The organism is Aeromonas sp. 55A, from assembly GCF_051919665.1.
Lineage (GTDB): Bacteria > Pseudomonadota > Gammaproteobacteria > Enterobacterales > Aeromonadaceae > Aeromonas > Aeromonas veronii.
Genome location: NZ_JBQBEH010000008.1, coordinates 284,840 through 311,593 on the forward strand (window position 1 = coordinate 284,840; position 26,754 = coordinate 311,593).

Annotated in this window: 22 protein-coding genes and 1 pseudogene; 6 read left to right on the forward strand and 17 right to left on the reverse strand. The window is 59.6% G+C overall.

All coding sequences use genetic code 11. The annotated features are described in order from the left end of the window. Window positions 1–14: 14 nt before the first annotated feature. The 14 genes and pseudogenes from fliP to ACTG2G_RS05130 all read right to left on the reverse strand — a co-directional run bounded on the left by fliP (window position 15) and on the right by ACTG2G_RS05130 (window position 15,629). The gene (gene fliP / locus ACTG2G_RS05065) at window positions 15–788 is read right to left on the reverse strand and encodes a flagellar type III secretion system pore protein FliP (RefSeq protein ID WP_376888374.1); all 774 of its coding nucleotides are present in this window, start codon (window positions 786–788) and stop codon (window positions 15–17) included. Next, complete coding sequence (fliO, locus tag ACTG2G_RS05070) at window positions 775–1,155, reverse strand: flagellar biosynthetic protein FliO (protein ID WP_005362049.1); 381 nt, start codon at window positions 1,153–1,155, stop codon at window positions 775–777. Before fliO ends, fliP begins: the two co-directional genes overlap by 14 nt. Continuing rightward, entirely contained in the window at window positions 1,152–1,544 is a 393-nt protein-coding gene (fliN, locus tag ACTG2G_RS05075; protein ID WP_005298791.1) for a flagellar motor switch protein FliN, read from the reverse strand. The genes fliO and fliN overlap by 4 nt, the downstream gene beginning before the upstream one ends. Window positions 1,545–1,593: 49 nt before the next feature. Continuing rightward, entirely contained in the window at window positions 1,594–2,664 is a 1,071-nt protein-coding gene (gene fliM, locus ACTG2G_RS05080) for a flagellar motor switch protein FliM (protein ID WP_005334736.1), read from the reverse strand. A 7-nt stretch (window positions 2,665–2,671) separates the two neighbouring features. Beyond that, window positions 2,672–3,187: a flagellar basal body-associated protein FliL gene (gene fliL / locus ACTG2G_RS05085; protein WP_005334744.1), complete on the reverse strand. Its 516-nt coding sequence runs from the start codon at window positions 3,185–3,187 to the stop codon at window positions 2,672–2,674. A 57-nt stretch (window positions 3,188–3,244) separates the two neighbouring features. Continuing rightward, on the reverse strand, window positions 3,245–5,173 hold the full coding sequence (locus tag ACTG2G_RS05090) for a flagellar hook-length control protein FliK (RefSeq protein WP_274161142.1): 1,929 nt from the start codon (window positions 5,171–5,173) through the stop codon (window positions 3,245–3,247). Window positions 5,174–5,240: 67 nt separating this feature from the next. Continuing rightward, window positions 5,241–5,681, reverse strand: a complete 441-nt coding sequence (gene fliJ / locus ACTG2G_RS05095; RefSeq protein ID WP_005334746.1) for a flagellar export protein FliJ — start codon at window positions 5,679–5,681, stop codon at window positions 5,241–5,243. Between the two features lie 27 nt (window positions 5,682–5,708). Continuing rightward, window positions 5,709–7,040, reverse strand: a complete 1,332-nt coding sequence (gene fliI / locus ACTG2G_RS05100) for a flagellar protein export ATPase FliI (RefSeq protein WP_005334747.1) — start codon at window positions 7,038–7,040, stop codon at window positions 5,709–5,711. A 52-nt stretch (window positions 7,041–7,092) separates the two neighbouring features. Next, a complete protein-coding gene (gene fliH, locus ACTG2G_RS05105; protein ID WP_274161141.1) occupies window positions 7,093–7,917 on the reverse strand; it encodes a flagellar assembly protein FliH in 825 nt (274 codons plus the stop codon). Window positions 7,918–7,985: 68 nt separating this feature from the next. Continuing rightward, complete coding sequence (fliG, locus tag ACTG2G_RS05110; RefSeq protein WP_005334749.1) at window positions 7,986–9,047, reverse strand: flagellar motor switch protein FliG; 1,062 nt, start codon at window positions 9,045–9,047, stop codon at window positions 7,986–7,988. Beyond that, window positions 9,040–10,749, reverse strand: coding sequence for a flagellar basal-body MS-ring/collar protein FliF (gene fliF / locus ACTG2G_RS05115; RefSeq protein ID WP_274161140.1), 1,710 nt, complete (start codon window positions 10,747–10,749; stop codon window positions 9,040–9,042). Before fliF ends, fliG begins: the two co-directional genes overlap by 8 nt. 62 nt (window positions 10,750–10,811) lie before the next feature. Further along, the gene (gene fliE, locus ACTG2G_RS05120) at window positions 10,812–11,129 is read right to left on the reverse strand and encodes a flagellar hook-basal body complex protein FliE (protein WP_005362062.1); all 318 of its coding nucleotides are present in this window, start codon (window positions 11,127–11,129) and stop codon (window positions 10,812–10,814) included. A gap of 347 nt (window positions 11,130–11,476) precedes the next feature. After that, window positions 11,477–14,580: pseudogene (locus ACTG2G_RS05125) on the reverse strand (efflux RND transporter permease subunit). Beyond that, window positions 14,580–15,629 carry an efflux RND transporter periplasmic adaptor subunit gene (locus tag ACTG2G_RS05130; protein ID WP_421222773.1) on the reverse strand — a complete coding sequence of 350 codons (1,050 nt, stop codon included), beginning with the start codon at window positions 15,627–15,629 and terminating at the stop codon, window positions 14,580–14,582. Before ACTG2G_RS05130 ends, ACTG2G_RS05125 begins: the two are co-directional and overlap by 1 nt. A gap of 199 nt (window positions 15,630–15,828) precedes the next feature. On the opposite strand from ACTG2G_RS05130, the gene ACTG2G_RS05135 reads away from it, so the two are divergent. Continuing rightward, window positions 15,829–17,367 (forward strand): sensor domain-containing diguanylate cyclase, encoded by a 1,539-nt coding sequence (locus ACTG2G_RS05135; protein ID WP_429204587.1) that lies wholly within the window; start codon window positions 15,829–15,831, stop codon window positions 17,365–17,367. A 46-nt stretch (window positions 17,368–17,413) separates the two neighbouring features. Beyond that, window positions 17,414–18,289 carry a patatin-like phospholipase family protein gene (locus ACTG2G_RS05140; protein ID WP_058059756.1) on the forward strand — a complete coding sequence of 292 codons (876 nt, stop codon included), beginning with the start codon at window positions 17,414–17,416 and terminating at the stop codon, window positions 18,287–18,289. Between the two features lie 60 nt (window positions 18,290–18,349). On the opposite strand, the gene ACTG2G_RS05145 is transcribed toward ACTG2G_RS05140, so the two are convergent. Together ACTG2G_RS05145 and ACTG2G_RS05150 are read right to left on the reverse strand one after the other, a co-directional pair. After that, on the reverse strand, window positions 18,350–19,702 hold the full coding sequence (locus tag ACTG2G_RS05145; protein ID WP_421387485.1) for an APC family permease: 1,353 nt from the start codon (window positions 19,700–19,702) through the stop codon (window positions 18,350–18,352). Window positions 19,703–19,900: 198 nt separating this feature from the next. Further along, a complete protein-coding gene (locus ACTG2G_RS05150; RefSeq protein ID WP_005338367.1) occupies window positions 19,901–20,167 on the reverse strand; it encodes a helix-turn-helix domain-containing protein in 267 nt (88 codons plus the stop codon). A gap of 258 nt (window positions 20,168–20,425) precedes the next feature. On the opposite strand from ACTG2G_RS05150, the gene ACTG2G_RS05155 reads away from it, so the two are divergent. The 4 genes from ACTG2G_RS05155 (at window position 20,426) to ACTG2G_RS05170 (ending at window position 24,924) form a co-directional block, all read left to right on the forward strand. Beyond that, window positions 20,426–21,022: a hypothetical protein gene (locus ACTG2G_RS05155; RefSeq protein WP_421387482.1), complete on the forward strand. Its 597-nt coding sequence runs from the start codon at window positions 20,426–20,428 to the stop codon at window positions 21,020–21,022. A gap of 308 nt (window positions 21,023–21,330) precedes the next feature. After that, on the forward strand, window positions 21,331–22,350 hold the full coding sequence (gene ompA, locus ACTG2G_RS05160; RefSeq protein WP_421346350.1) for a porin OmpA: 1,020 nt from the start codon (window positions 21,331–21,333) through the stop codon (window positions 22,348–22,350). A 307-nt stretch (window positions 22,351–22,657) separates the two neighbouring features. Continuing rightward, on the forward strand, window positions 22,658–23,656 hold the full coding sequence (ompA, locus tag ACTG2G_RS05165) for a porin OmpA (protein ID WP_421387481.1): 999 nt from the start codon (window positions 22,658–22,660) through the stop codon (window positions 23,654–23,656). 230 nt (window positions 23,657–23,886) lie between these two features. Beyond that, complete coding sequence (locus tag ACTG2G_RS05170; protein WP_123173541.1) at window positions 23,887–24,924, forward strand: OmpA family protein; 1,038 nt, start codon at window positions 23,887–23,889, stop codon at window positions 24,922–24,924. Between the two features lie 85 nt (window positions 24,925–25,009). Here ACTG2G_RS05170 and ACTG2G_RS05175 read toward each other — a convergent pair whose 3' ends face one another. Then, a complete protein-coding gene (locus ACTG2G_RS05175) occupies window positions 25,010–26,704 on the reverse strand; it encodes an NAD-dependent malic enzyme (protein ID WP_005358917.1) in 1,695 nt (564 codons plus the stop codon). Window positions 26,705–26,754 lie beyond the last annotated feature (50 nt).

Genomic DNA, 26,754 nt, shown 5'->3' on the forward strand with positions numbered 1-26,754 from the left:
TTGCGCTCGACCGGCTAACCGGCACCCAGTCCGAAACTGTTGGCCAGTGACCCCAAAATGAGGTTCCAGCCATCCACCATCACAAACAGCATCAGCTTGAAAGGCAGCGAGACGATCATCGGCGAGAGCATCATCATCCCCATCGCCATCAGAATACTGGCGACCACCAGATCGATGACCAGGAACGGTAAGAACAGCATAAAACCAATCTGGAAGGCGGTTTTCAGCTCGCTGGTGACAAACGCAGGGATCAGCACCCGTAGCGGCACATCGGCAGGTTTCTCCACCTGCACGTTGGCGATCTCCATAAAGGTGTTGAGATCCTTGATCCGGGTCTGGGCCAGCATGAACTGATGGATGGGCAACTCGGCCCGCTCCAGCGCCTCCTTTGTCTGAATGGTCTCGGCCAGGTAGGGCTGCAATGCCTCATCATTGATACGATCCAGTACCGGCGACATGATGAAAAACGACATAAACAGGGCGATGCCAATCAACACCTGGTTGGAGGGACTCTGTTGCAGACCGATCGCCTGGCGCAAGATACCCAACACCACAATGATGCGGGTAAACGAGGTCATCATGATCACCATGGCCGGCAAGAAGGAGAGCGCGGTCATCAGCGCCAGTACTTGCAGGGTCAGGCTGTACTCCTGAGAGCCATCCCCCATGGTCTTGACGGTCACCGCCGACATGGCGTCCTGTGCCAGCGCAGGCCAGGAGCAAAACAGTGGTATCAGCAGGCTGACCAGCAGCCCCGTTTTCAGCCATAAGCCGTTAGCTTTTTTCATGCTTGCCCATCAATTTGCCAAGCTGCTGGGAAAACGCCTGCGGCTGGTTTTCGTCCAGCGGCTCCTCCAGCCGGTAGAGAAAGTTGACCTGCTGCGGTGTTACGCCGACCAGCAGTTGCTGTTCGCCCACCTTGACCACCAGCAGCTTCTCTTTGTAACCCACCGGCAACGAGGCGATGACCCGCATCTGGCCGCCCCCCATGGCGGTTGCCAGCTTGCTCTTCTTGAGCAGAAAGCCCAGCACCAGAATGAGACCAATCACCATCAGACTGGAGAGCAACCAGGAGCTCAGACTAGGCACGTTGGCAGATGCCGCTGTCTCGGCAAAGGCCGGAACAGGCAGCAATAACAACAGGAGGCGCATCATTTGAGCTTCTTGATCCGTTCAATCTGGCTGATGACATCGGTCAGGCGGATACCGAACTTGTCGTTCACCACAACCACCTCGCCGTGAGCGATCAGGGTACCGTTGACCAATACATCCAGCGGCTCGCCTGCAACCCGATCCAGCTCCACCACCGAGCCCTGGTTCAGCTGCAACAGGTTGCGAATGCTGATCTGGCTGCGGCCCACCTCCATGGCGATAGTGACCGGAATATCGAGAATGGTGTCGAGCTTGCGACGCTCCTCGGCACTGATGGGGGCATCATCTTTCAACTCTTCCAGCGGGGCTGGCTTGGCCTCCGCCGTCACCTGCTCCTCCAGAGCCGCAGCCCAGGCATCAGCCATCAGATCCTCTTCCTCAGTTCCGCTCATCTTGTTTCCTTATGCTACTTCGTGACCGTTTACCGTAATAAACCGTCAATTATCGCTGTTGATCTTCGATACTGCGCTCGAGCTCTTCCAGCTCGGCCTCGCCATCAATTCGTACCCCGCCCCGGGTCACCAGATGCATCTCCGTCTTGACCCCTTCCGGACGTTTGAGCTTGTCGGTGATCTTGAGCGCCACATTATCCTTGGTGCGGCCCATCTTGGCGTGGAAAGTGGGCAAGTCCTCGACAAAAACCAGCAGATTTTCCGGCATATCGACCGGAATGATATCGCCGGGTCGCAGCTCCATCAGTTCACGCAGGGTGAGTTCGGTCTCCAGCAGCTTGGCCCGCAGCTCCACCTTGACGTCCATGATCTCGTCACGCAGCGCCTTGCTCCAGCGTACGTCGGTATCCCCCTTGTCACTCTGCACACCGGCATCCAGCAGCTCGCGGATCGGTTCCAGCATGGAATAAGGCATCGCCACGTGGAAGTCGCCGCCGCCACCATCGAGCTCGATGTGGAACGAGCTGACCACGATCACTTCGGTCGGGCTGACGATGTTGGCCATCGCAGGGTTCACTTCGGAGTCGAGATACTCGAACCCCACGTCCATCACCGGCGCCCAGGCATCCTTGTAATCCTCAAACACCAGTTTGAGCAGCATCTGGATAATGCGCCGCTCGGTCGGGGTAAATTCGCGCCCTTCAATCTTGGCGTGATAACGGCCATCGCCACCGAAGAAGTTCTCCACCAGGATGAAGACCAGTCGGGCCTCCATGGTGATGAGTGCCGTCCCCTTGAGCGGGCGGAACCGCACCATGTTGAGACTGGTCGGCACAAACAGGGTATGAACATACTCGCCAAACTTGAGCATCTGCACCCCGTTGATGGAGACCTCGGCGGTACGACGCATCATGTTGAACAGGCTGATCCGCATATGGCGGGCGAAACGTTCATTCACCAGCTCCAGCGTCGGCATGCGACCACGGACGATGCGGTCCTGGGAGGAGAAGTCAAACTGGGCTACGCCGGGGTCTCCAGCGCCGCCTATCTCTTCCTCTTCGACATCATCGACACCGTGCAAGAGGGCATCAATTTCGTCCTGACTTAACAGATCGCTCACGCTTCACCTACTGCATTACAAAGCCGGTAAACAGCACTTGTTCGATAACGGGGGAAGAGACCAGGTCCTTGAGCACCCGACGGCACTCTTCCAGTGAATCCTTGCGCAGCTTCTCCTTGCCTTCAAAGGTCATCAGCTGTTCGGCACTGGCTGCGCTGAATACCCGCAGCAAGGTGCCTTCAATCAGGGGGATATTCTGTTTGGCCAGCGTCTCGTCGGCGGTACCGCGCACCATCAGCTGGATCTTGATCTGCACCAGTCGATCTCGCTGGGCACCTGCAACGTTGAAGACAAAGGGGCGCGGCATACCGACATAGAGGGAAGGTTTAGGCGCTTCCTCCTTGGGTGCGGCCTCGGCACCTTCCGCCGCTTCAGCGGGCGGTTTATCGGAGCCGGAGAGCATCAGGAAGGCGCCAGCACCACCACCGCCCAGCAAAATAACCGCTAGGGCAATGATAATGATCAGCTTCTTTTTCTTGCCCGCAGCCGGGTCTTTTAGCGTCAACTCGTTATCGTCAGCCATCCCTTGTCCACCCTAGTCTCAAACTTGTTCGATATCATAAACTTACTCGGGATTGCATCAAGCATAGAAATCAATTCCGGAACCGTTTGTCGATTCCACCAGCAAACTGGGGTTGGAAGTGGTGAGTTCCCCTTCAACCAGCCCGTTACCGGACCGCGGCTGACCACTACTCTGACCTTGCTGACCCTGCCCGTTAAAGGTGGGCTGGCCCTGTTGCTGCTGTTGCTGCGACTGCTGCTGCACCTGCGTCTGGCCAAGCTGGATCCCCTGCCCTGCCAGCATGTCACGTAGCCGGGGCATCGCCTGCTCCAGCATCTCGCGGGTCTGTCCATGTTGTACCACAAAATGGACGTTTGCCTGGCTGTCGGCCCCCATCTGGATCTGGATCTTCATCTTGCCAAGGCCGAGGGGGTCGAGCTGAATTTCCGCCTGTTGCAGTTTTTCGGCCAGCATCACATTGACCTTCTGGTGCAATTCGGCAGGTGCTTCCTGACTGGCCAGTTTCAAATGGGGTAAATTCTGCGGCTCACGGCGCAGCGTCGTCTCAGCGGCGGGCGCCCGGCTATCGGCCACCTGTGGCTGAGTCTGGCTGTTCTGGCCATGCTGAACGGTCTGGCTCGGGCTGCTCTCGCCGCTAGATGTCGTCGCAACCAGGCTCTTCTCCGCCTCACCGGCCTTCGGTTTTACCTCAAGCGAAACCGCTTTGCGCACCTCGTCGGTGCCGGTCACTTCCATCTGCTTGATGCCGGCTGAAATAGTCGACAGCGGCGCTTGCGGCCCCTGAGATTCAGCCTGTGCCAACACCTGCTGCGGCGCCACCATCACGGGGGCGGCAGCACTATCGGTCTGAGCCATCGCATTTGTCGTTACGCTGCTCTGGGCTGCGGCACTTTCTGCGACACTCTGCGCCGTCCTCACGGGCGCCGAACTTTGATTAGCGGCGGTGGCTTGCTGCTGGCTACCCTCGGCGGCCCCCTTTTCTGCCCCCTTGCCAGCTACCCCACTTCCATCCACAGTTGCTGAGGTGGTTGCAGCGCCAGCTTCAGGCTGCTTGAGCCCCTCGCTGAAGGCCTTGAGCGCAGCCCCCTGAGTCGCGGCTTGCGTCGCCTGCCCCTTGTTAGTCAAAGCATTGCTGGCGGCGGGATCGGATTTGCTGTCGCCAGCCTCTTTTGCCGCGAGTGACTCCGCGGATTTGGCGGTGCTTGCCGACTCATCGACCGGCAGCACCTTGGCCAGCTGGGCCATCCGCTCTGCCCCCGTGAGGGGCTTGGTGTGCTTGCCATCTGCTCCGAGGGTTTCGCCCTTGGCAGAGGCTTTCTCCCCGGTCTGCCCATCCGCAGTGGTGGCGGCATCTTCACCTTCAGAGGAGAGAACGGCAGCAGAGGCATCGCCCTGCACCACCACTCGCGCCGCTGAGGACGATACGGTGGTTTCTGAAGTCGAATTGGCGGTCGTCGCCAGCGGCGACTGCGCCCCGGTCTGACCGGCAAGCTGGCTGGCAATTCTGGCAGCGGCAGGAGTCTGCTCGCTTTCATCAAGCGCAATCCCCTCCAGCTCACCCTCTTGCGGCAACGGATTGCCGTCTACCACAGTGGCGCTCTGTTGGGCTGCTACCGCCAGCTGGGGTGTCACTAGCGAGGTATCGAGCTTGAGGGAGTCTTGCAGACGCAGCAGAAAGTCGTTGGCAGGAACCTCCTCCACCTTGTTGTCGGCGTCAGAAGCCTGCTCCTTGCCGGTCTCCTCTTTGGGAGAGGCGCTCTCGGTCGCCAAAGATTTGGCTGATCGGACATGGTTACCGCCCTGAGTGGCCTCGGCGGCGCCCTGTTCGCTGTTCCGGGCCTTGGCAATCAGGGTGGCGAAATCCCCCTTACTGTCGCTGCCGGTCCCACCATCGATGCTTTTGCTCTCGACGGAACCGCTCAGAGGCGCTTTATCCAACCCGTTGGCCGCAGCCGAAGGCGTTTGTGTCAACAGTGTCTGCATCATGATGGGATCCCTGAATTCTGGTGGCCCCCAAAAAGATGGCCGCCGACAATGTCCATATCAAAGCAAGTTACAGGCCAGATTGATGAAAGCGTCGCAACATGGCGTACTCATCCAGCATCTTCTGCTCCTGACGCTGGGCTTTCTGCTGCTCGCGGCTCGCCTGCTTCTCCAGCAACAGCTCCACCGCCTTGCGCCGCTGCTGGGCCGCCAGCCACTCTTCACGGCGCTGTTCCAGCGCCTGACGCACCTGCAACACCCCTTCGTACTGCTGGGTCGCTGCCTGTTCGAGCTTGTTGATAAAGGCGTGATACTGGGTATTTTGCTGGGGCGAAATCCCCTGCAGGCCGCGATCGGTCCACTGCTGGTGATAGATCTGGCGGTACTGGTTGAGGGCATTTTGCTGATCCATGAACAGCTTGAGATCCTGCTGCGCCTTCACCAGTGCCAGCGCACACTGCTGCTCCGCCTCCACCAGCCGATCGGCCAACAATACCAACCCTTTACTCATCGTCGACCTCTCTGTTACCGACCATCATCAGCGCATCAATGGCATCGCCACCATCTGCAAGGCTTGCAGGCCATCATCGTAGTGAATGACCTCGCGCATCCCCTGCTGCAAGAACTGATCCAGATAGGGTTTTTGAATGATGGCGCGGTCGATGCGCGGATCGGAACCCTGACTGTAGGCGCCGATGGTGATGAGATCCCGGTTCTGCTGATAGAGGGAGTAGAACTGCTTGAGGGTGCGCGCCAGATCCATATGTTCCGGCGAGGTGACCATGGGCATGACCCGGCTGATGGACTTCTCGATATCGATAGCCGGATAGTGGCCCGCATCGGCCAGCTCGCGCGACAGCACTATGTGGCCATCGAGGATCGCCCGCGCCGCATCGGCAATGGGATCTTGCAGGTCATCCCCCTCGGTCAGGACGGTGAAGAAGGCGGTGATGGAGCCCTGGCCGTCACTGCCGTTACCCGCACGCTCCACCAGCGCCGGTAATTTGGCAAATACCGAGGGCGGATAACCCTTGGTCGCTGGCGGCTCGCCCACCGCCAGCGCGATCTCACGCTGGGCCTGGGCATAACGGGTCAATGAATCCATCAAGAGCAACACGTTGAGCCCCTGATCGCGGAAATACTCGGCGATGGCAAGCGCCGTTTCACATCCCTTGAGCCGCATCAGCGGCGAGGCATCAGCGGGAGCCGCTACCACCACGGAGCGGGCACGGCCCTCCTCTCCCAGAATGTCTTCGATAAACTCTTTCACCTCCCGGCCCCGTTCACCGATGAGGCCGACCACCACCACATCCGCCACCGAGCCACGGGTCATCATGCCAAGCAGCACCGATTTACCGACACCGGAACCGGCAAACAACCCCATCCGCTGGCCCTGACCGACCGTCAGCACGGCGTTGATGGCGCGCACCCCCACGTCCATCGGCTGATGGATCGGGCGGCGAGAGAGCGGGTTGATGCGGTGCTGGGCAAACTGCACGGTCTGGGAGGAGAGAATGGGGCCGAGGCCATCGAGTGGCTGACCGATGCCGTCGATGACCCGACCAAGCAGGTTCATCCCAACCGGAATGCCGTGCTCTTCGGTGATGGGCACCACCCGGGCACCGGGGATCACCCCCTTGAGCTGCTCGCTCGGCATCAGATAGAGGCGATCGCCAGAAAAACCGACCACTTCAGCCTCCAGCGTCCCATCAAGGGTATCGATGCGGCAGAGGGCACCGATAGCGGCACGGCAGCCGATGGCTTCGAGGGTCAGCCCCACCACCCGGGTCAATTTGCCGGCGACCGGCGGTTTGGGGGCGCTGTCGCGTACCTTGTACCCTTGCAAACGGTTCAGTAGCGAGCCGCTCATCTGGCCTCCTGAGAGCTAAAAAGTGCAGCCGGACGGCAACGTCCGGCATCGGTTATGGGCGTGAGTCCTGCGAAGCCGGTTTCTGCGACGCATTGTCCCGCAAGAAGTTGCGCAGCAACTGATCGATGCGCCCGGAGAGGGTCAAATCGATGCTGGATAGCTCGGTCGCCAGTTGCAGATCGCCGGGGGAGAGGGTGGGATCGCTCTGCAATCGCCAGTGGCGCTTGGCGCACTCTTCGGGGCCAAATGCCTGTTCGATTCGCGCTATATCGTCGGGATGCAACATCAGAGTCACCCCCTGTTCGGCGGCAGGCAGCAAGGCCAGCCCCTCTTTAAGCGCCTCCAGCAGAATGCGGGGGGAGGTCTCCGCTTCGTGACGAATCAGCGCGCGGGCCAGTTGCATCACCAGCGAGACCAACTGCTGCTCCACCGCCTGATCCAGCTCGTTAAGCGGATTGGCAAGGCGCGCGGCGAGCCCCTGCCAGTGGGCGATCTCCTGCTCCACCAGCTCGCGGCCCATAGCCAGCCCCTCCTCGCGCCCCTGTTCGAGACCGGCAGAATGACCCTGTTGCAATCCTTCCAGCTTGCCCTCTTCCATTCCCTTGGCATAACCGGACTCGCGCCCCTCAGCCATCCCCTCTTCCCAGGCGGCCTGACGGATCGCTTCAAGCTCTTCGGCGGTGATGCTGGGGGTCGGCTCCTGTTCGGGCTCCGGCTCCACCACCTCCTCTTCCTGCTGATACCAGTCAGGGGCCAGGCCAAGAGCATTGGTAGGCGCTCCCGCCTCTACCTCGACCTCCATCTCGGGCCAGCCCCAGGTCTCAACCCGGGCATCATCACCCTCGGGGCGCACATACCCACGCAGTTTGTTGTTCATGCTTTGCGCGGCTCCTCACCACTGCCTGATGCGGGCTTGGCATCGCGGTTCTGTTTATGGGCCATGGCTTAGAGGAACTCCTCGCCGCCACCGGCGCCCAGCATGATCTCGCCGGCATCCGCCAGACGACGGGCGATGGAGAGGATCTCTTTCTGGGCCGCTTCCACTTCGGAGACCCGGATCGGCCCCATGGCCTCCAGATCGTCCGCCAGCATTTCGGCCGCCCGTTTGGACATGTTCTTGAAGATCTTCTCGCGCATCTGATCGTCGGAGCCCTTGAGGGCGCGTTGCAGCAGATCCCCCGGCACTTCCCGCAGCATGGTCTGGATGCCGCGATCGTCCACATCGATGAGGTTTTCGAACACGAACATCAAATCCTGGATCTGCTGGCTCATCTCCTCGTCCGACTCGCGGATGGAGTCCATCAACTGGCCTTCGATATTGGTATCCAGATAGTTCATGATGTTGGCGGCAGCCTTCAGGCCGCCCATCTTGGCTGCCTGGGCACCAGCGGCACCGGCGAACTGTTTCTCCATGATGTCGTTCAACTCTTGCAGTGCCGCCGGTTGTACCTCTTCGAGGTTGGCGATACGCATCACCAGATCGAGGCGCACCTGCTCCGGGAACTGGCTCAGGATCTCGGCGGATTGCTCCGGCTCCAGATAGGAGAGCACGATAGTCTGGATCTGCGGGTGTTCGTTCTGGATGATGCTGGCCACCTGACGGGCATCCATCCACTTGAGCGAATCGAGGCCACGGGCGCCGGAACCGAGAATGATCTGGTCCACCAGATTGCTCGCCTTGTCCTCGCCAAGGGCCGCCACCAACGCCTTGCGCACGAAGTCTTCGCTGCCGATACCGATGTTGGTGTACTTCTGGATATCGTCGATGAATTGACGGTGCACCGCCGCCACCCGATCGTGACTGAAGTCGGACATGGAAGCCATCGACATACCGAGCCGCTGCACCTGCTTGGGCTCGAGATGACGGAAGATCTGGGCGGCATCCTCTTCATTGAGGCTCAGCATCAACACCGCAGCCATTTCCATCCCCGACATCTGGTCGAGGATCTGGCGCTGACTGTCGGTAATGTCATTGCCGGTGACTTGACTCTTCTTTTCTTCAGGCATCTTTGTTCGTTACCCATTCTTTAATGACCTGAGCGGCCAGATCCGGCTCGTTCGCCACCAGCGCACGTACCGCCTTGAGCAAGTCTTCATCACGGTGCAGATCCGGCAGTTTCAGCTGGCCATCGCGGACACCAAATACCTGATCGTTCTCGACTTGTGCTGACAGCAGACTCAACTCGTCGTCGCCACCCAGTACGGTGTGGTTGTCGAAATCCACTTCCCCTTCCGGTTTGGCATCCGGGTAGAGCAGTCGCTTGAGCATGGGGCGAACCACGGTGACGATCAAGACGATGATCACCAGTACCGAGGCGGCAATCCGCACCGCACGCCAGAACCAGGGCTGATCGTAGAGCGGCACCTCGGCCACGGTATCCAGCTCTGGGCGATTGAACGGAATCGCGATCACCTCAAGGGTATCACCACGGGTCACATCAAAGCCAAGGCCACCGCTCAGCAAACGGCGCAATGTATCGAGTTCTGCCTGGGTGCGCGCCTCACGAGTCACGGCCCCGTCGGCACCGGGCACCGCTTTGTAATCCACGGCAACCGAAACAGTCATGCGGCGAATGCCACCCATTTGGCGACGGGTATGGCTGACGGTGGTATCCAGCTCGAAATTGCGGGTCGCCTCTTTGCGGGAACGGCCCGAAGCAGCAGCGCTGGCACCATCACCACCGGTCGCCTCCTCGGGAATATTGGAGGCGGCAGGGGGCTGGTTGGAGAGGGCGCCGGGCACACCACCGTTGCTGCCGCTGGCGCTGTTCTCTTCCATGGTCATCTCGGAGCGCACTGCAGGCAGGTCCGGGTTGTAAGTCTTGCGGGTCTGCTCCTGCTGGGAGAAGTCGAGGGAGAGATCCACTTCCGCCGTATAGTTGTCGGCCCCCAGCACCGGGATCAGGATGGCGTCAATTTTTTGTTTGTACTCCAGCTCCTGCTTCTGCTGCATGGCAAACTCTTTGCGAGTCTGGGCCGAGATCGGGTCTTGCGAGCCGGAGTTGAGCAGGCGGCCATTCTGGTCGGTGACGGTGACGCGGGTCGGCTCAAGGCCATGGACGGCGGAGGCCACCATATCGACGATGGAGTCCACCTCCCCCTGCCCCAGCGCCGCCCCTTTCAGGTTGAGCACTACGGTGGCACTAGGTTTGCGTTCGTTGCGGGCAAACACGTTGTCTTTCGGGATAGCCAGCAGCACCTGGGCCTTGGCCACATTCTGGAACTGCTCGATGGCGCTCGCCAGCTGGCGCTCGCGGCTCAGCTTCAGACGTTCGCTCTCCATTCGCTGACTGACGCCGAAACTGGAATCTTTCAGCAGGATATCTTCACCACCGATGCTGCTATCGGTGGCATTGGCAAGACCGGCACGGGTCAGGGCCAGCTGGATAGTAGGGTAGCTTTCGGCGTTGACCAGCACGCTCTTGCCATCTACCTCGTAGGGGATCTTCTGCTGATCGAGGAAATCGAGAGTCTTCACCAGCTCCTGGGTGGTGTAGGTGCCGAGGGGACGCATGTCCGGCTCCTTGCCCCACAGCAGGATAAACACCGCAATGGCCAGACAGATGGCAAGCCCCAGGATCAGGGTGATTTGCCGCAGCACATCGGTGTTGGACAGGAAGCCCAGCGCCGAACTCTTCTGCTCATTTTCATCGAGGGCGGCGGTGCCCTCATCGTTTATCAGCAGATCGCCATTTTGGTCAGTAGCCACGATTTATGTCCTTATTGCTGACATGTTCATGATGTTCAGTCGTCATGGTTTATTGGCGTCGCTTATACCGGCATGTTCATGATGGTCTTGTAGGCATCGACCATCTTGTTGCGCACCTGTACCGTGGCTTCAAAGGCGATGGAGGATTTTTGGCCCGCGATCATCACCTCGGCCAGATCCACCGACTTGTCGCCCATGTCGAAACGGGTACGCAGATCATTGGCGGCTCCTTGCAGTTCGTTGACGTTGCCAAGCGCCTGTTGCAGCAGCTGACCAAAGTCGGAGGTTACCTGACGACCGGGTTGTGCCAGCGGCGTTGCGCCTGCTTCGATCTTGAGCGCCTGCATCTCTTGCATCAGGCTGCTTGCACTAATTTCCATTTTCCATCCCCAGACAATTCATTGACGCTGACGGACCAAAAGCAATAAAAGTGCCAATTAGGTAAAAACGATCTCAAGCCGCAGAAATGGAGGGGAAAAAGAGATGATGAGGGGGATCGGGGAATAGGCCGCTTCACGCACGGCACGGCTCCGTAACCGGCCACACCGTAGAACCGTGATGTTTGTCGAGCCACTTGACCAGTGGTTTGTTGTGAAGATTAACCACTCGACGGGCTATCAGTCCGGGGGGATGGCGCGTGCAGAGCCGGCTATCGGGCTCTGCACGCTTGTGGGTGCGGACTGATGCGCTCCACGGCCCCAGTCAAAGCTGGCATCGGACACTGCCGTTATGGCTCAGAAGTGTCCCCCCTGGCGGCCAGCGCCTCATCTACCTGCTGATCCCGCTGCCCGGTCATGCCGGCGTGACGGGCGATCAGGTGGTAGGTGGCGGGCACCACCAGCAGGGTAACCAGGGTCGCCAAGGAGAGACCGAAGAAGACCACGGTCCCCACCGCCATCCGGCTCTCGTAGCCAGCCCCCATGGAGAGCATCAGCGGCACAGCGCCGATGATGGCGGTGAGCGAGGTCATCAGGATCGGCCGAAGACGGCGCACCGAACCCGCGATGATCGCCTCTTCGAATCCTTCACCGCGCTGACGCAACTGGTTGATGAACTCGACGATGAGAATACCGTTCTTGGTCACCATGCCGATCAGCATGATCATCCCGATCTGGCTGTAGATGCTCATCTCCTGCCCCGTCAGCCAGAGGCCAAGCAGACCGCCGAAGATGCCGAGCGGCACCGTCATCATCACCACGGTCGGGGTGAGGGTGCTCTCGAACTGGGCCACCAGCACCAGATAGACCACCAGCAGGGCGAGGCCGAAGACCATCGCCATCTCCCCCTGATTGTCGCGGTAATCCTTGGAGTCACCGGCGTAATCGACCGTCATGCCGCTCGGCAGATGCTCGTTGGCCCAGCCGTCGAGGAAGTCGAGCGCCTCGCCCAGGGTGTGATCCGGTGCCACATCGGCGGTCAGGGTCACCGCCTTCTGGCGCTGATAGTGGTTGAGGCGATTGGCGGTCGCCACCTGCTTGACGGTCGCCAGGGTCGAGAGGCTCACCATCTCGCCATTGGCCGCTTTCAGGTAGATGCGGCCGAGATCCGAGATGCCGTTGAACTCCTTCTGGTTGGCGCGCAGATAGACGTCATACTCCTCGCCCCTGTCCACATAGGTGGTCTTGCTCACCCCGCCCAACATCGCCTGCAGGGTGCTGGCAACGGTGGAGACCGGTATGCCGAGCTGGCTGGCGCTGTCGCGCGAGACGGTCACCTGCAGCTCAGGAGTCTTCTCGGCGTAGTCGAGATCCGGGCTTATCATCAGGCCACTGGCCTGCGCCGCTTTTTGCAGCTCTAGCCCCTGCTGGTAGAGCTCGGCATAGTCGTTGCCCTGCAGCACGAACTGCACCGCAGCGGTAGAGCCGCCACGGAAGCCTGGCTGGAAGGTGCGGATCATCACATCGGGAATAACCGACAGCTTGGCCCCGAGCGAGCGGGAAAACTCGGTGGCGGTCACATCGCGCTCGGCCCAGTCGGTGAGCTGGATGATCACCATGCCGGTCTGATCGCCGCCACGGCCAAAGGCGGGGGTACTGAAGCTCATCGCCTTGACCACCCCCTGGCCCAGCATCGGCATGATGGTCGATTCCACCTGCTGCATGTTGCGCTTCATCCGCTCGATGCTGGTCCCCTCCGCCCCCTTGACGAAGACGAAGACCACACCGCGATCCTCGGTCGGGGTGAGACTGCTAGGCAGCTGGGTAAAGAGGGCACCGATACCGGCCAGACAGAGCAGCAGCGCCAGCGGCATCCAGCGCGAGCGACGCAGCAGCCCCTGCAGCAGATGACGATAGTGCCCCTCCATCCGGCCCAAAGCGCGATCGAGGGCCGCCGTCAGCCGGTTCGGCTTGTCGAGCGGGCGCATCAGCCAGGAGCCCATGGCTGGCGTGAGGGTCAGCGCCACCAGCGAGGAGCAGAGCACCGCCAACGAAAGCAACATCGCAAACTCGGTAAAGAGCCTGCCCACCATACCATCCATAAAAGCGATGGGAATAAAGACCATTACCAGCACGGCGGTGGTAGCGATGACCGCAAAGCCCACCTCGCGGGTGCCGTGCCAGGCCGCCAGCAGGGGGGCTCACCCCGCTGCAGATGGTGGTGAATGTTCTCCACCACCACGATGGCATCATCCACCACCAGACCGATGGCGAGAATAAGCGCCAGCAGGGTGATGAGGTTGATGGAAAAACCGAGATACCAGGCGCCGATAAAGGCGGAGATGAGCGACACCGGGACCGTGATGGCCGGAATGAGTGTGGTGCGCCCCTGCCCGAGGAACAGATAGAGCACTGCCACCACCAGCACGGCACAGATGGCCAGTGTTTCATATACCTCGTCGATGGCCTGCTTGATAAAGATGGTGGAGTCGTAGTCAACCTCAAGGGTGGCCCCCTCCGGCAGGAAGCGCTGCATCTCCACCAGCTTCTTCTCCACCCCCTGTGCCACCGCCAGCGGGTTGGCGGTGGACTGGGCGACGATGCCGATACCCAGACTCTCGCGGCCATTGCGCTGGTAGGCACTGTCTTCGTTCTTGGCTCCCACCTCCACATCAGCAATATCGGCCAGATAGACACTCTGACCGTTGGTCGCGGTACGGACCTGCAACTGCTGGAAATCTTCGGCGGTGTGGTAGAGCCGGGCAATCTGCACCGACATGGTCATGGAGTTGTTGCGGATCTCGCCACCCGGCAGCTCGATGTTCTCGCGCTTGAGGGCATCCTGCACATCCGCCACCGTCACGCCGCGGGCCGCCATATCGGCCGGCCTCAACCGCACATACATCACCTGGGTCAGATCGCCGGAGAGCGCCACTTCACTCACCCCATCCACCAGGCTCAAGGGGTCGACCAGCACCCGGTTGGCGTAGTCGGTCATGGCGGTGCGATCCATCTGGCTGCTGCTGAAGTTGAGCCAGACCGCCACATCACCGCTGCCGCTATCCTTGGTCACCAGCGGTTCGTCGGCATCCTCCGGCAGCTTGCTCTTGGCGCGAGTCAGGGCGTCGCGCACATCGGAGACCCCCTCCACCATGTTCCAGCCAAGCTTGAACTCGACGGTGATCATCGAGCGCCCCTTGCGGGTCACCGAGTTGATATTCTTGATACCGCTGATGCCGGAGAGCTGATCCTCGATGGGCTTGGTGACCTGACTCTCCATCACTGCGGGAGCCGCTCCCTCATAGGTGGTGGTGATGGAGACCGACGGGATCTGCACGTCCGGCATCTCCCGCACCGTCAATTTGCTAAAAGCGACCAGACCGAACACGCTGAGCAGGGCGCTGAGCACCACCGCCACCAGCGGTCGGCGTACTGAGATATCGGAGAGCCACATCAGCCATTCACCTCCGCCAGATCGTGCACCTTGGCACCATCACGCAAGTTGACCAGCCCCTCGACCACGATGCGATCGCCGACTTTCAGCCCCTCGGTAACCCAGACAGTCTCACCCTCGGTCTCGCCGAGCACCACTGGCACCCGCTTGACCCGGCCATCGGCCTCAAGGCGATAGACGAAACGCTGCTCGCCGGCGTACTCCACCGACTGGGCAGGGATCAGAGTGAGCTGGCGGGAGGGGAGCAAGAGCTCCACGTTGAGCAGCATGCCCGGGCGCAACTGGCCGTTATTATTGGGTAACTCGACCCTCGCCTTGATGTTCTGGGTCTCGTTGGAGATACGGCTATCGAGGGTGGTGAGGGTGCCGTTAAAGCGCTGATCCGGCCAGGCTGCGCTGGTCGCTGTCACCGCCATGCCGGGGCGCAGCAGGGAAAGGTAGCGCTCCGGCACTGCCAGATCGAGGCGCAGGGTGTCGATATCGTCGAGGTGCAGCAGGGTATCGCCGCTATTGACCAGGGCCCCTTCGCTCAAATCAATCAGGCTCACGGTACCGGCAAAGGGAGCGGTGAGAGTGCGCAGGGAGAGTTCGTAACGGGCGGCATCGACCCGCGCCTGCACCTGATCAACGGTGGCCTCCTGCCCCTCCAGCACCGACTGGGTGACGGCTCCACGGGCGACCAGCTTGCGCATTTCGGTCAGCTTGCGATTCTCGTCGCGCAGACTGGCACTCTGCTCGGCCAGCTCCGCCTGTTGCTTGCCCGCATCCAGCGCGACCAGCGTATCGCCCTTGTTGACCTGCTGACCCGACTGCACCGCAATCTTGACCAGGCGCCCGGTCACCTCGGGAGTGATCACCACCGAGTGGTTGGCCGCCAGTTTACCTACCAGCTTGAGAGTCGGCTCGGCCAGACTCTGCTCGACGGTCTGGGTACGAATATTTATCTCGCGGGAAGGGGCTTTGGCTGCTGGTTGCAAGTGGCCAACCGCCCACCAGATGGCCGCTACCAGAGAGAGCAGGCCGAGGCCAATCCAGATACGCATTTTCATCAAACAATCCATGAAGTGTTAAGAAGGGGAAATCTGAGTGGGGGCCATTTTAGCCCCAGACTATGCCGTGACTATGTATAAATGTGACAAAACGTAACAGGTGCATGGTGAACTCACCCGGTTTCAGGTAGTTCAGTTTGTTTTCACACCACATCGCATACACTAACGACAATTTCCTTCGCAACCCGACTGACTGCCTATGCCCAACATGTCTGGCCACCGTTTTCTCACACGCCTGACCTGGCTCCTGTTCGCCGTGGTCATCCTGCTGATTGGTTTGACTTTGTGGCAAAGCCTGAAACAGATTGAACGCCTCTATCAAAGCGATACCCTCAACAGTGCCATCTACCTGCGGGATCGGTTCAAACGGACCGAAGTATTTCTGGAGGCGATGCGCGGGCAGGCTGAGGAGCGACTGCGCAGCGACCCCCAGTCGGTGCTCACCCGCCAGCTCTATCGCCATATCGAGGCGCTGCCAGAGGGGCTGGCTCTCGACAAGCTCCCCGGTGATTTGCCGGCCGGACTGGCAGGCAACCTCACCGGTGATGGCCCGCTGCCGCCCCCCGGCAGCGAGCGTGAGGCACGCATTCATCTGGCCCTGAGCCTCTCCCCCTTGCTTGCCACCGCCAGCCAGCGCCTTGGCAACGAGATCGCCTGGGTTTACTTCACCGGTGTGGACAACTTTATCTATCTCTACCCTTGGCAACCCTCCAGCCGGTTTCGCTTTTATCCCACCATCTACCAGAAGAGCTTCTGGCAAGATGCGCTGCACAGCACCAATCCGGACAAGAAGACCGTTCTCTCGCGCCCCTATGAGGACTTTATCGGGCGCGGCCCCATGGTCACCATGTCCCAGCCCCTCTACAAAGAGGGAACTCTGGTGGGAATGATCAACATGGATGTGCTGCTCGCCCGCCTGCAGCAGCAGCTCGATCAGATGACCCCGGCGCTGGGGGAATATCTGCTGCTCAATCAGTACCACCAGGTGCTGGCCAGCAGCGCGCGCCAACCCGTGGCGCCGCAAAACACCGAACCGACCGGCGAATATCAATGGCGGCAAGGCACATTGCAGCTGACCATGGCAATCCCAGATACCCCGTTGCGACTGGTGCACAACGTCACCCTGCTGCCGCTGGTGTGGGCCATGCTCTGCCAGTCCACGCCGACCCTGCTCGCCATCCTCTTTATGCTGCTGGCCGCCCTCTCCAACCTGAGATCCCATCGCCTCAACCAACGGCTCAATTACCTCTCCTGCCACGATGCCCTCACCGGCGCCTTCAACCGCCACTATCTGGTGCTGCTGGAGCAGGCGGGAGAGCTGGCCCGGTTGCAAGCGGGGATCCTGATGTTCGATGCGGATCACTTCAAACGGGTCAATGACAACTTCGGCCATGCAGTCGGCGATATCGTGCTGATCCGGCTGGTGCAGATCTGCCAGCAGCAGCTTGGGCCCACAGATCGCCTGATCCGCTGGGGGGGTGAAGAGTTTCTGCTGCTGATTGGCCGCAGTAACGCCGCACAGATCGGCGAACTGGCGGAGCGGCTGAGAAAGGCGGTGGCAGATCACGACTGGGCCGCCATCGAGCCCGAGCTGGAGGTCACCATCAGCCTCGGCTATCTGCCCCACCAGGAGAACCTTCCCCTGCACGAAGCGGTACGCCGCGCCGATGTGGCGCTCTATCAGGCCAAGGCCAACGGTCGCAACCGCAGCGAAAGATGGCAGGATGACGCCTCCTGACTCTCGGAGTAAGCTGACCCCTCAACCCCTTTTTTGGAGGACTGTCGTGGCACGTAAACCCCGCGTAGGGCTCGCTCTCGGGAGCGGCGCCGCCAGAGGATGGGCCCATATCGGCGTCATCCGCGCCCTTGAACGTCTCGGCATTAAACCGGATTTGATCGCTGGCTGCTCCATCGGCAGCTTTGTCGGTGCCGCCTATGCCGCCGGAGAACTGGATCGGCTGGAAACCTGGGTGCGCGGCTTTACCCGCCTGCAGGTGGTCAGCCTGCTCGACCCGGCCCTCTCCGGCGGTCTGTTTCGCGGCGAAAAGGTGTTTGGCCTTGCCGCCAGCCATTTGGGGGATCCCGATCTCGAGAGCCTGCCCATCCCCTTCGCCTGCATTGCCACCGAACTCGATACCGGCCGCGAGATCTGGCTGCAACAGGGCCCGCTGCGCCAGTCGGTACGCGCCTCCTGCGGCATGCCGGGGATCCTCACCCCGACCCGGATCAACGACCGCTGGCTGGTCGATGGCGCCGTGGTCAATCCGGTGCCCATCTCGCTGGCCCGCGCCATGGGTGCCGAGGTGGTGATTGCGGTCAACCTCAACACCGACATGCACCAACCCTGGACCGACGAGCCGGATCAACCCGGCAGCGGCGGCCTGCTCAGCCAGTGGCTCAATCGCGGTGAATCCGCGCCAGCCACCCCGGGTCTGTGGAGCGTGATGAGTGGCTCCATCAACATCATGCAGGAGCGGATCACCCGCGCCCGGATGGCCGGTGACCCGCCGGAGATCCAGCTCTGCCCGCGCCTGGGCAGCTTCTCCATCATGGATTTTCATCGCGCCAGCGATGCCATCAACGAGGGGGAAGCCTGTGTCGAGCGCAATCTCGATCAGCTCAAGGATGAACTGGGCCGCCTCGGGTTGCTGGGCAGTTAGTTGTCGACATGCTGCGGTTTACACATGAAAAAAGCGCCATTCGGCGCTTTTTTTTTCAACTCACTTACCCGGTGACTCCTTACGGTAGAAGAGCAACCCGAGCAGAATCACCCCCACAGAGACCAGCAGATAGAGCCCCAGACTGGGATTGGTGATACCGCCATACAGAATGATGAGCGCGCCCAGAGTGGCGCAGGTCGGGATCACAAACCGCTTTATCCAGCCCAACTCGGTAAAGGTGCGCATGTACCAGACATAGAGGAACAGATAGAGGCCATAAATCAGCACGATCGGCATCTCGTCCAGAGCGATGTAACGACCGAATGTCTCGTTGATACTGCAGTACCACAGCACTGAGTAGATCACCGACAACAAGGCTGCCGCGAGGGCCGAATTGATTGGCATGTGGTGATGCGGTTCGATACGGCTCATCCACTTGGGGGCTGGCCCCTGATTGCGGATCGCCAGCGAGTAGGGAATACGCATGGTCGCCAACACCAGACCATTGAGGGTTCCGAGGCAGGAGATAATCACGAACACGGTCAAAATGGTCGAGGCAGTCCCGCCAAACAGGCTGGTTGTCGCGAGATTTACCGCGTTATCCCCTTGCGCCACTATCTCGTCCGTCGGCAAGACGCTGGCGATCCCCAGAAAATAGGTGACATAGACCACAAAGACTATCAGGGTACCAATCACCAGCGCTCTGGGCAGATTCTTCTTGGAATCGCGAATTTCGCTGTTGATGGTCACAGCGGCAATCCAACCCTCATAAGCGAAGGCGGTGGCAACCACGGCCGTGGCCAGCGTGCCTCCGGAGCTTCCTATCCCATCCATTGCCTGCACAAAGTTGGTCACGGTGACACCATTGAGCAACCCTGAAATGGTGCCCACAATGGCAACCAGGATCAGCGGGATCACCTTGATCAGGGTAGAACCCACTTGCAGCTTGCCCGCCAGAACCGGGGTATAGAAGTTAATCAGGTAGGTGACCGTCATATAGACAGCCGCCAGTATCCAGGTCGCACCAGAGTTGGTCGGATTATCACTACCGAGCAAGATCATGGTGTATAGAGCGGCGACCCAGGCAAGGATGGCGGAAAGAGGGGCGTAATAGAGTACGCCTTTGAACCACCCCACCAGATAACCAAACATTTTGCCGTATGCCGCTTCGGCATAATCGACGATACCGTTGGACTTTTCGATCCGCTGGGCAAACTCGGCAAACACAAGCGCGCCGAAGATCATCGAAAATGCCCCCAGCGCCCATGCCAACAGCGCAATGGCCAGATTACCGCCAGTCAGACGCAGTACATCATCGGCCTTGAAGAAGACTCCGGAGCCGATCACCACGCCGACCACCATCGCAATGGCAGTCATCAGGCCATAACGTTTATCCAACTCATTACTGCTCATACCCATACTCCATACGATTGCTCATATCATCCTGAATGTAATAGTGTTCAGGTGGCCAGATACCACCAGGGGCCCACTTTTCGGGGCCGCTTATTCTCGTTGGCCTGCATGGATAATTCAAAGCGCGTTACTTCAAAATATCGATCGGCGACCCAAAAAAATACCGCCCGAAGGCGGCATTTCTATTCACATCGATGATCACGCCTTGGCGAGGTCATCCGGGCCAATCTGGCCGATTTCGGCGACTTTCTTGTCTGCCAGCAGCCATAGGGTGAACTTGTGCAGATCAGGGTGGTGCGCCAGGGCAACCAGGAAGGCGCCCCCAACTTCACGGTAACCCAGCTCGTAGTTTTTCAGCGTGGTGGGAGGAACACCCAGCAAATCTGCAAACTTCGGACGGCTCAAACCGACCGCTTCACGGATCTGACGGATCTTCTTGCCAACAGTGACGATATTTGAATTCATAATGTTCCATACTCCGTTTGGCGGATTTACTCCGCCTTTTATTTTTCGCGACGACTCGTAGTCAAGTGTATCAGTTTTGTTCGGACTCGTTATGGTCGAGCCTCTATCTTATGAGCGCCTTTCGGCGACAACCCTTGCCTTCAAGGGGGGATGGTAATCGCTCAGCCGCCTCAGGTAAACAGTCTCGAAAAGAAACCTTTATTGTGGCCCCCCCAATAACTCGTATAATCCGCCGGATACCCATTAAGAGGAATAAGTATGGCGTTTCCCGGCATTATCTCTCGCCTGCACCCCGTATCCAGCACAGAAGAACTGGCACAACAGCGCCTGCAAGGTGAACAATATCGTGCCGAAGCATTCTGGCTTCCGGCCTTGATGTCCAGCCACGCCAGCGAGCTGCTGGCCGCCCTGCCGGAGAGCTGCAGCCTGTTTCTTGAACAGGCATGCCCGGACCTGGCCTTGCGCAGCCACGACGGCACCCTGCATAACAATGAGCAGCTCATCACGGTAAATGGTCAGGCTATTGCTCTGGCAACCACTCAAGGTGATGGTGGTCTGGTGCCCGAATCGGGCCTGTGCGAGATGGCCGACTGGCTGGAGGCGGGACACCGTCATTTCATCTGTTCAGCTGCGGTTCAGCCTGTGGCTCGCGCCATCCTCAACATCTGGCCCCTTGACCCCTATCTGGCCCGACATTTCTTGATGACATTTACCCCCCTGCTGCAGAGCGCAACCCAGGCAGATTACCTCGCGGTCTTTGCCGCCAGAGCGAATCCTGCCAGCCCGCATAGCGACTGGGTTCAGGCTTATATGAAGCTGGAGAAGAAACTGCATAGGGCCTATCTGGATCACTAATTAATCAAAATAAACAGCCAGTTAAGGGCACGACACAATTTGCCACAAGGCTCATTTGTGAGCTTGATCATGTTTTAAAATCGGCATAGAGTGCGCCTCGTCATCGGAATGACATCAGTTGCCTGGCAGTGGTTTCTCACGCATTGCGTGCCATGCCAGCGCACTCGACACACCAGGAGAGTGTGCAACCCGGTTATACCGGGTCATCTGCCAGACTCGACGCCAGCCGTACGGCGGAGCCTGCAGCTTACATAAATTACAAAGTGTGAAGCACGTGAATAACGTGCGATCTCAACGAGGATTTTTTTATGATGAAAATGGCTCCTTCCATGATCGCCATCGCCATGGCTGCTCTGGGTGCTACCGCTGCTCACGCCGCTGATGACATCTACTTCGGTGCCGGCGTCGGTGCTACTCACTTCAACGGCCTGAACAAGCTGGAAAGCACCAATGTAGGCCAAGAAGACGCGGCTGCTGCCAACGCCTTCATGGGTTACAACTTCACCGAAAACTTCGGTACCGAACTGGGCTACCAGTACACCGGTCGTGGCAACACCAACGGCAACCGTTACGAGAGCCAGGGTGCCACCCTGTCCGGTATCGCCCGTCTGCCGGTTGGCAACGACTTCTCCCTGTTCGCTGAAGGCGGCGCCTACTGGGGTCACACCGACGGTCTGGGCACCAGCGACACTAAAGTTTCCCCGCTGGCCGGTGCTGGTGTGACTTACAAGGTAAATGACGCGCTGGATCTGCAAGCTCGCTACCGCTACATGTGGGACGTGGCTGACCTGCACGCCAACGGTGAGCGTTACAAAGCCAACCAGAGCATCGCTACTCTGGAAGCGGTATACCACCCGTTCCGTACTTCCTACGTAGCTCCGGTAGCTGCTCCGGTAGTTGAAGAAGCTCCGGCTCCTGCTCCGCAAGTGGTAGAGAAGAATTTCGCCCTGAACTCAGACGTGCTGTTTGCCTTCGGCAAAGACACCCTGAAGCCGGAAGGCGTTGCAGCCCTGAACGGTCTGTATCAGCAAATCGTTGAGTTCCAGCCGAAAGATGGCAACGCTGTTGTTGTTGGTTACACCGACCGTATCGGTTCCGACGCTTACAACCAGAAGCTGTCTGAAGCCCGTGCCCGCACCGTTGCCAACTTCCTGGTCAGCAAAGGTATGGCTGCCAGCAAAGTTGCCATCGAAGGTCGTGGCGAAGCCAACCCGGTTACCGGCACCAAGTGCAACGGCGTAACTGCTAAAGCTCAACTGATCTCCTGCCTGGCTCCGGATCGTCGCGTAGAAGTTCGCGTATCTGGCGTACAAGAAGTTCAGCAATAATCTGACCTCGTTCAGATAGTGCGAAAAAAAGGGATGCTGCGGCATCCCTTTTTGTTTGTCTCGTTCTCGCTTGCATCCCTCATTCCCGCCTCCCTGCCCTTGCCTGCCCCGTCTCGAAAGCATAAAGTAGTTGCGCCTGTAAGGTATTGGATAAGCACTAAAAAGCGCTTCTTGTCCGGTCTGTTGTCCATGACGCCAATGCATCATGAGAGTCCAAAGCCTTCGCTATCCACTTTGCTGGCGATTTTTCGCAGCAATAAAAACAAGTGCATTGCCCGACATGGGCTAACACAACGAGGATAAACCGATGAAACTCAAAATGGCTCCTACCCTGATTGCACTGGCGCTCGCCGCCGCAGGAACCACGGCTCAGGCCGCCGATAACTGGTATACCGGTGTCGGTGCCGGTTGGGCTTATGCTCACAACCTGGATGACTTCGGGACAGACACTGACAAGGATGCCACCGCGCTCAATCTGTTCGGCGGCTACAACTTCAACGACTACTACTCGGCAGAACTGGGATACCTCTACGCAGGTAAAGCGGGCGTTGACGGTGCCGATTTCAAAACCCAGGGTGCCACCCTCTCCGGTATCGCCCGCCTGCCGCTGGGCGACATCTTCTCGGTGTTTGCTGAAGGCGGTGCCTACTTCAATCACGTCAACGGCAATGGCAACAGCGACAATGGCACTGCGCCGCTGGCGGGTCTGGGTCTGACTGCCAAGCTCTCCGACCTTATCGATGTGCAGGCACGCTACCGCTATCTGTGGAATCTGGGTGACGAGCAGAAAACCTGGGAGAGCGACATAAGCGTCGCGACCCTGGAGCTGGTGATGCACCCGAATCGCACCTCTTATGTTGCCCCGGTTGCCGCCCCTGCGCCTGAGCCGGTTCCCGAGCCGGTACTGGTCGACAAGAACTTCGCCCTGAGCTCTGACGTGCTGTTTGCCTTTGGCAAATCCACCCTCAAGCCAGAAGGTGTCGCAGCGCTGAACACCCTGTATCAGCAGATCGTTGATGTTCAGCCGAAAGATGGCAGCGCCGTGGTCGTCGGTTACACCGACCGTATCGGTTCTGATGCCTACAACCAGAAACTCTCCGAAGCGCGTGCCCGTACCGTGGCCGACTTCCTGGTTGGCAAAGGTCTGCCTGCCGGCAAAGTGGCCATCGAAGGTCGCGGTGAAGCCAATCCGGTCACCGGTACCCAGTGCAACAGCGTCAAGGGCAAGGCTCAGCTGATCTCCTGCCTGGCACCGGATCGCCGCGTTGAAGTGCGCGTCACCGGTGTGCAACAAGTCACACAATAATCCTGATCACCTGGATAAGCAGGAGGCCGTATGGCCTCCTTTTTATTGTCTTCCATGCCGCCCACCTCAGGCTATCTTCCCTCTTCCCGCATGGTTTCAGTGACATAGGTTCACTTATTGCCGCAATCCACACCTCTTGAGTGGTTAAAAACAACCCGTCACCTATACATAAGTGTGGGGTTTGACCAGCAGGCAACCCCCACTACACCAAACATCGACGAGGATAGGCGATGAACATAAGAGTAAAACCTGTGTGGATTGCACTGGCATTGGCGAGCACAGGCGCACAAGCGGAACCGGTTCACGACTGGTATGCCGGGGTCGGCGGTGGCTGGGCCATTGCCCACAATCTGAATGATTTCAGTCAGGATGTCGGCAAGGATGCGACTGCGCTCTCCCTGTTTGGCGGCTACAACTTCACGGAAAATCTGGGGGCCGAGATTGGTTATCTCTCCACCGGTGACTGGGATATCAGCGGCCATGACTTCAACAGCAAGGGAGCCACGCTGTCAGTCATTGGCCGCCTGCCGCTCAGCGAGATGTTCTCGCTCTTTGCCGAGGGCGGTGGCTATATCTATCACGTCGAGTCGGTCAATGGCGGGGACGACAACCTGGCGCCGCTGGCGGGTCTGGGAGTGACCGCCCGGCTCCATGACTGGGTCGATCTGCAGGCACGCTACCGCTACATAGTGCGCGTTGGCGATGATCCGGATAACGGCAAAGCCAACAGCGGCACCCAGCGCTGGGTCAGCGACATCAGCACCGCCACGCTGGAACTGGTGATCCACCCGAACCGCAGCCAACCCAAAGAAGCCGCCCCCACGCCCGCCCCGGTCGTGGTTCCCCCGCCACCGGCCGAACCGGAGGTGGTGGATCAGACCTTCAACCTCAGTTCCGATGTGTTGTTCGCCTTTGGCAAAGCGGACCTCAAACAGGAGGGAATGAGTGCGCTGGACGATCTCTACCAGCAGATCGTCGACGTGCAGCCCAAGGATGGCAGTGCAGTCGTGATGGGGTATACCGACCGCATCGGCTCGGATGCCAACAATCAGAGGTTGTCAGAAGCTCGGGCCCAAACCGTTGCCGACTTTCTGATCAGCAAGGGATTGCCTGCCGACAAGGTGAGCATCCAGGGCAATGGCGCGAGTAATCCGGTCACCGGCAACCAGTGTGATGCCATCAAGGCGAAGGCGGCGCTCATCGACTGCCTTGGGCCGGATCGCCGGGTAGAGGTGCGTGTCACCGGCGTACAGGGCGGCAGCGAGTAGTTGATCTTGAGGCGATAACCATGTCAGACGTGCAGTAAAAAGGGATGCCGAGGCATCCCTTTCGCTTTGCATCTTACCGCAGAAATCAGAACGAGGTGCGGCGGTAGCGGCGATACTCCGGATGCCAGAAGTTGGCGTCGATGGCCTGATCGATCACCTCATCCGGGGTCTGTACCGCCTTGCCCTGCAGCATGGCGGTCTTGGCCACCATCTTGGCGATGTAGCGGGAGACCTGATGGATATCCGCCAGATCCGGCAGCAGGGAGCCCTCCTCCCCTTTCACCAGCGGCGAGCACTCCGCCAGCGCGCGGCTGGCCGACATCAGCATGGCGTCGGTCACCCGGGTGGCGCCGGAGGCGATGACGCCAAGGCCGATCCCCGGGAAGATGAAAGAGTTGTTGCACTGGGCGATGACGTAGCGCTTGCCCTTGTACTCCACCGGTGCAAACGGACTGCCGGTGGCCACCAGCGCCTGACCGTCGGTCCAGCGGATAAGGTCTGCCGGCGTCGCCTCAACCCGGGAGGTGGGGTTGGAGAGCGGGAAGATGATGGGACGGGCACAGTGCTTGTGCATGGTCTTGACCACCTCTTCGGTGAACAGCCCCGGCTGACCGGAGACCCCGATCAGAATGTCCGGGCGACCGTGCTCCATTACCTCCAGCAGGGAGATATTGTCCCCCACCGGCCAGTCAGCAATGCGCTCCACCGGCTGGGAGAGACGGCGCTGGAAGTCGAGCTGGTTGGGGATCTTGTCGGTGATGAGACCAAAGCGGTCCACCATAAAGACACGGCTGCGGGCCTGGGCATCGGTCAGCCCCTCGGCCTTCATCTGCGCCACGATCTGCTCGGCGATACCGCAACCGGCGCTGCCCGCCCCGAGGAAGGCAACCCGCTTCTCGGATAGCTTGGCGCCGGAGGCCTTGCAGGCGGCGATGAGGCTGCCCAGCGTCACGGCAGCCGTACCCTGAATGTCGTCGTTGAAGCAGCAGAGCTCGTTCTTGTAGCGGTTGAGCAGCGGCATGGCGTTGTTCTGGGCGAAATCCTCGAACTGCAGCAGGATATCGGGCCAGCGGCGCTTGACCGCCTGAATGAAGGCATCGACAAACTCGGCGTACTCATCCCCCGAGATACGCGGATTGCGCCACCCCATATAGAAGGGGTCATTCAGCAGTTGCTGGTTGTTGGTGCCCACATCCAGCACCACCGGCAGGCAGTAGGCGGGCGAGATGCCACCACAGGCGGTGTAGAGGGAGAGCTTGCCGATGGGAATGCCCATGCCGCCGATGCCCTGGTCACCCAGACCCAGGATCCGCTCGCCATCGGTCACCACGATCACCTTGACGTTCTGCTTGGTGGCGTTTTGCAGCATGTCATCGATCCTGTCTTTGTCCGGATAGGAGATAAACAGGCCACGGGCGCGGCGATAGATGTTGGAGAACTCCTCGCACGCCTTGCCCACCGTCGGGGTGTAGATGATGGGCAGCATCTCGGTCAGGTGGTTGTGCAGCAGACGGTAGAACAGTGTCTCGTTGGTATCCTGGATGTTGCGCAGATAGATGTGCTTGTCCATGTCGTTGCCAAACGCCATGAACTGGCGATAGGCGCGCTCGGCCTGCTCTTCGATGGTCTCGATATTTTGGGGCAACAGACCTTCGAGGTTGAAGTTGCTGCGCTCTTCGCTGGTGAAGGCGCTGCCCTTGTTGAGCAAGGGGGTCTCCAGCAGGGCGGGACCGGCGTAGGGAATGTAGAGAGGACGTTTCTGGTTATTATCTTCAAACATGGATCTTGGTACCTAAACGGTTAGCTAGACGCAGGGACCCGCCGATCCTA

Coding starts and splice junctions, on each gene's coding strand:
- fliP (WP_376888374.1), bottom strand. CDS start 788: ATGAAAAAAGCTAACGGCTTATGGCTGAAAACGGGGCTGCTGGTCAGC.
- fliI (WP_005334747.1), bottom strand. CDS start 7,040: ATGAGCGGCTCGCTACTGAACCGTTTGCAAGGGTACAAGGTACGCGAC.
- fliO (WP_005362049.1), bottom strand. CDS start 1,155: ATGATGCGCCTCCTGTTGTTATTGCTGCCTGTTCCGGCCTTTGCCGAG.
- fliE (WP_005362062.1), bottom strand. CDS start 11,129: ATGGAAATTAGTGCAAGCAGCCTGATGCAAGAGATGCAGGCGCTCAAG.
- ACTG2G_RS05090 (WP_274161142.1), bottom strand. CDS start 5,173: ATGATGCAGACACTGTTGACACAAACGCCTTCGGCTGCGGCCAACGGG.
- fliG (WP_005334749.1), bottom strand. CDS start 9,047: ATGCCTGAAGAAAAGAAGAGTCAAGTCACCGGCAATGACATTACCGAC.
- ACTG2G_RS05135 (WP_429204587.1), top strand. CDS start 15,829: ATGCCCAACATGTCTGGCCACCGTTTTCTCACACGCCTGACCTGGCTC.
- ACTG2G_RS05145 (WP_421387485.1), bottom strand. CDS start 19,702: ATGAGCAGTAATGAGTTGGATAAACGTTATGGCCTGATGACTGCCATT.
- ACTG2G_RS05175 (WP_005358917.1), bottom strand. CDS start 26,704: ATGTTTGAAGATAATAACCAGAAACGTCCTCTCTACATTCCCTACGCC.
- ACTG2G_RS05155 (WP_421387482.1), top strand. CDS start 20,426: ATGGCGTTTCCCGGCATTATCTCTCGCCTGCACCCCGTATCCAGCACA.
- fliL (WP_005334744.1), bottom strand. CDS start 3,187: ATGGCTGACGATAACGAGTTGACGCTAAAAGACCCGGCTGCGGGCAAG.
- fliH (WP_274161141.1), bottom strand. CDS start 7,917: ATGAACAACAAACTGCGTGGGTATGTGCGCCCCGAGGGTGATGATGCC.
- ACTG2G_RS05150 (WP_005338367.1), bottom strand. CDS start 20,167: ATGAATTCAAATATCGTCACTGTTGGCAAGAAGATCCGTCAGATCCGT.
- fliN (WP_005298791.1), bottom strand. CDS start 1,544: ATGAGCGGAACTGAGGAAGAGGATCTGATGGCTGATGCCTGGGCTGCG.
- ompA (WP_421387481.1), top strand. CDS start 22,658: ATGAAACTCAAAATGGCTCCTACCCTGATTGCACTGGCGCTCGCCGCC.
- ompA (WP_421346350.1), top strand. CDS start 21,331: ATGATGAAAATGGCTCCTTCCATGATCGCCATCGCCATGGCTGCTCTG.
- ACTG2G_RS05170 (WP_123173541.1), top strand. CDS start 23,887: ATGAACATAAGAGTAAAACCTGTGTGGATTGCACTGGCATTGGCGAGC.
- ACTG2G_RS05130 (WP_421222773.1), bottom strand. CDS start 15,629: ATGAAAATGCGTATCTGGATTGGCCTCGGCCTGCTCTCTCTGGTAGCG.
- fliJ (WP_005334746.1), bottom strand. CDS start 5,681: ATGAGTAAAGGGTTGGTATTGTTGGCCGATCGGCTGGTGGAGGCGGAG.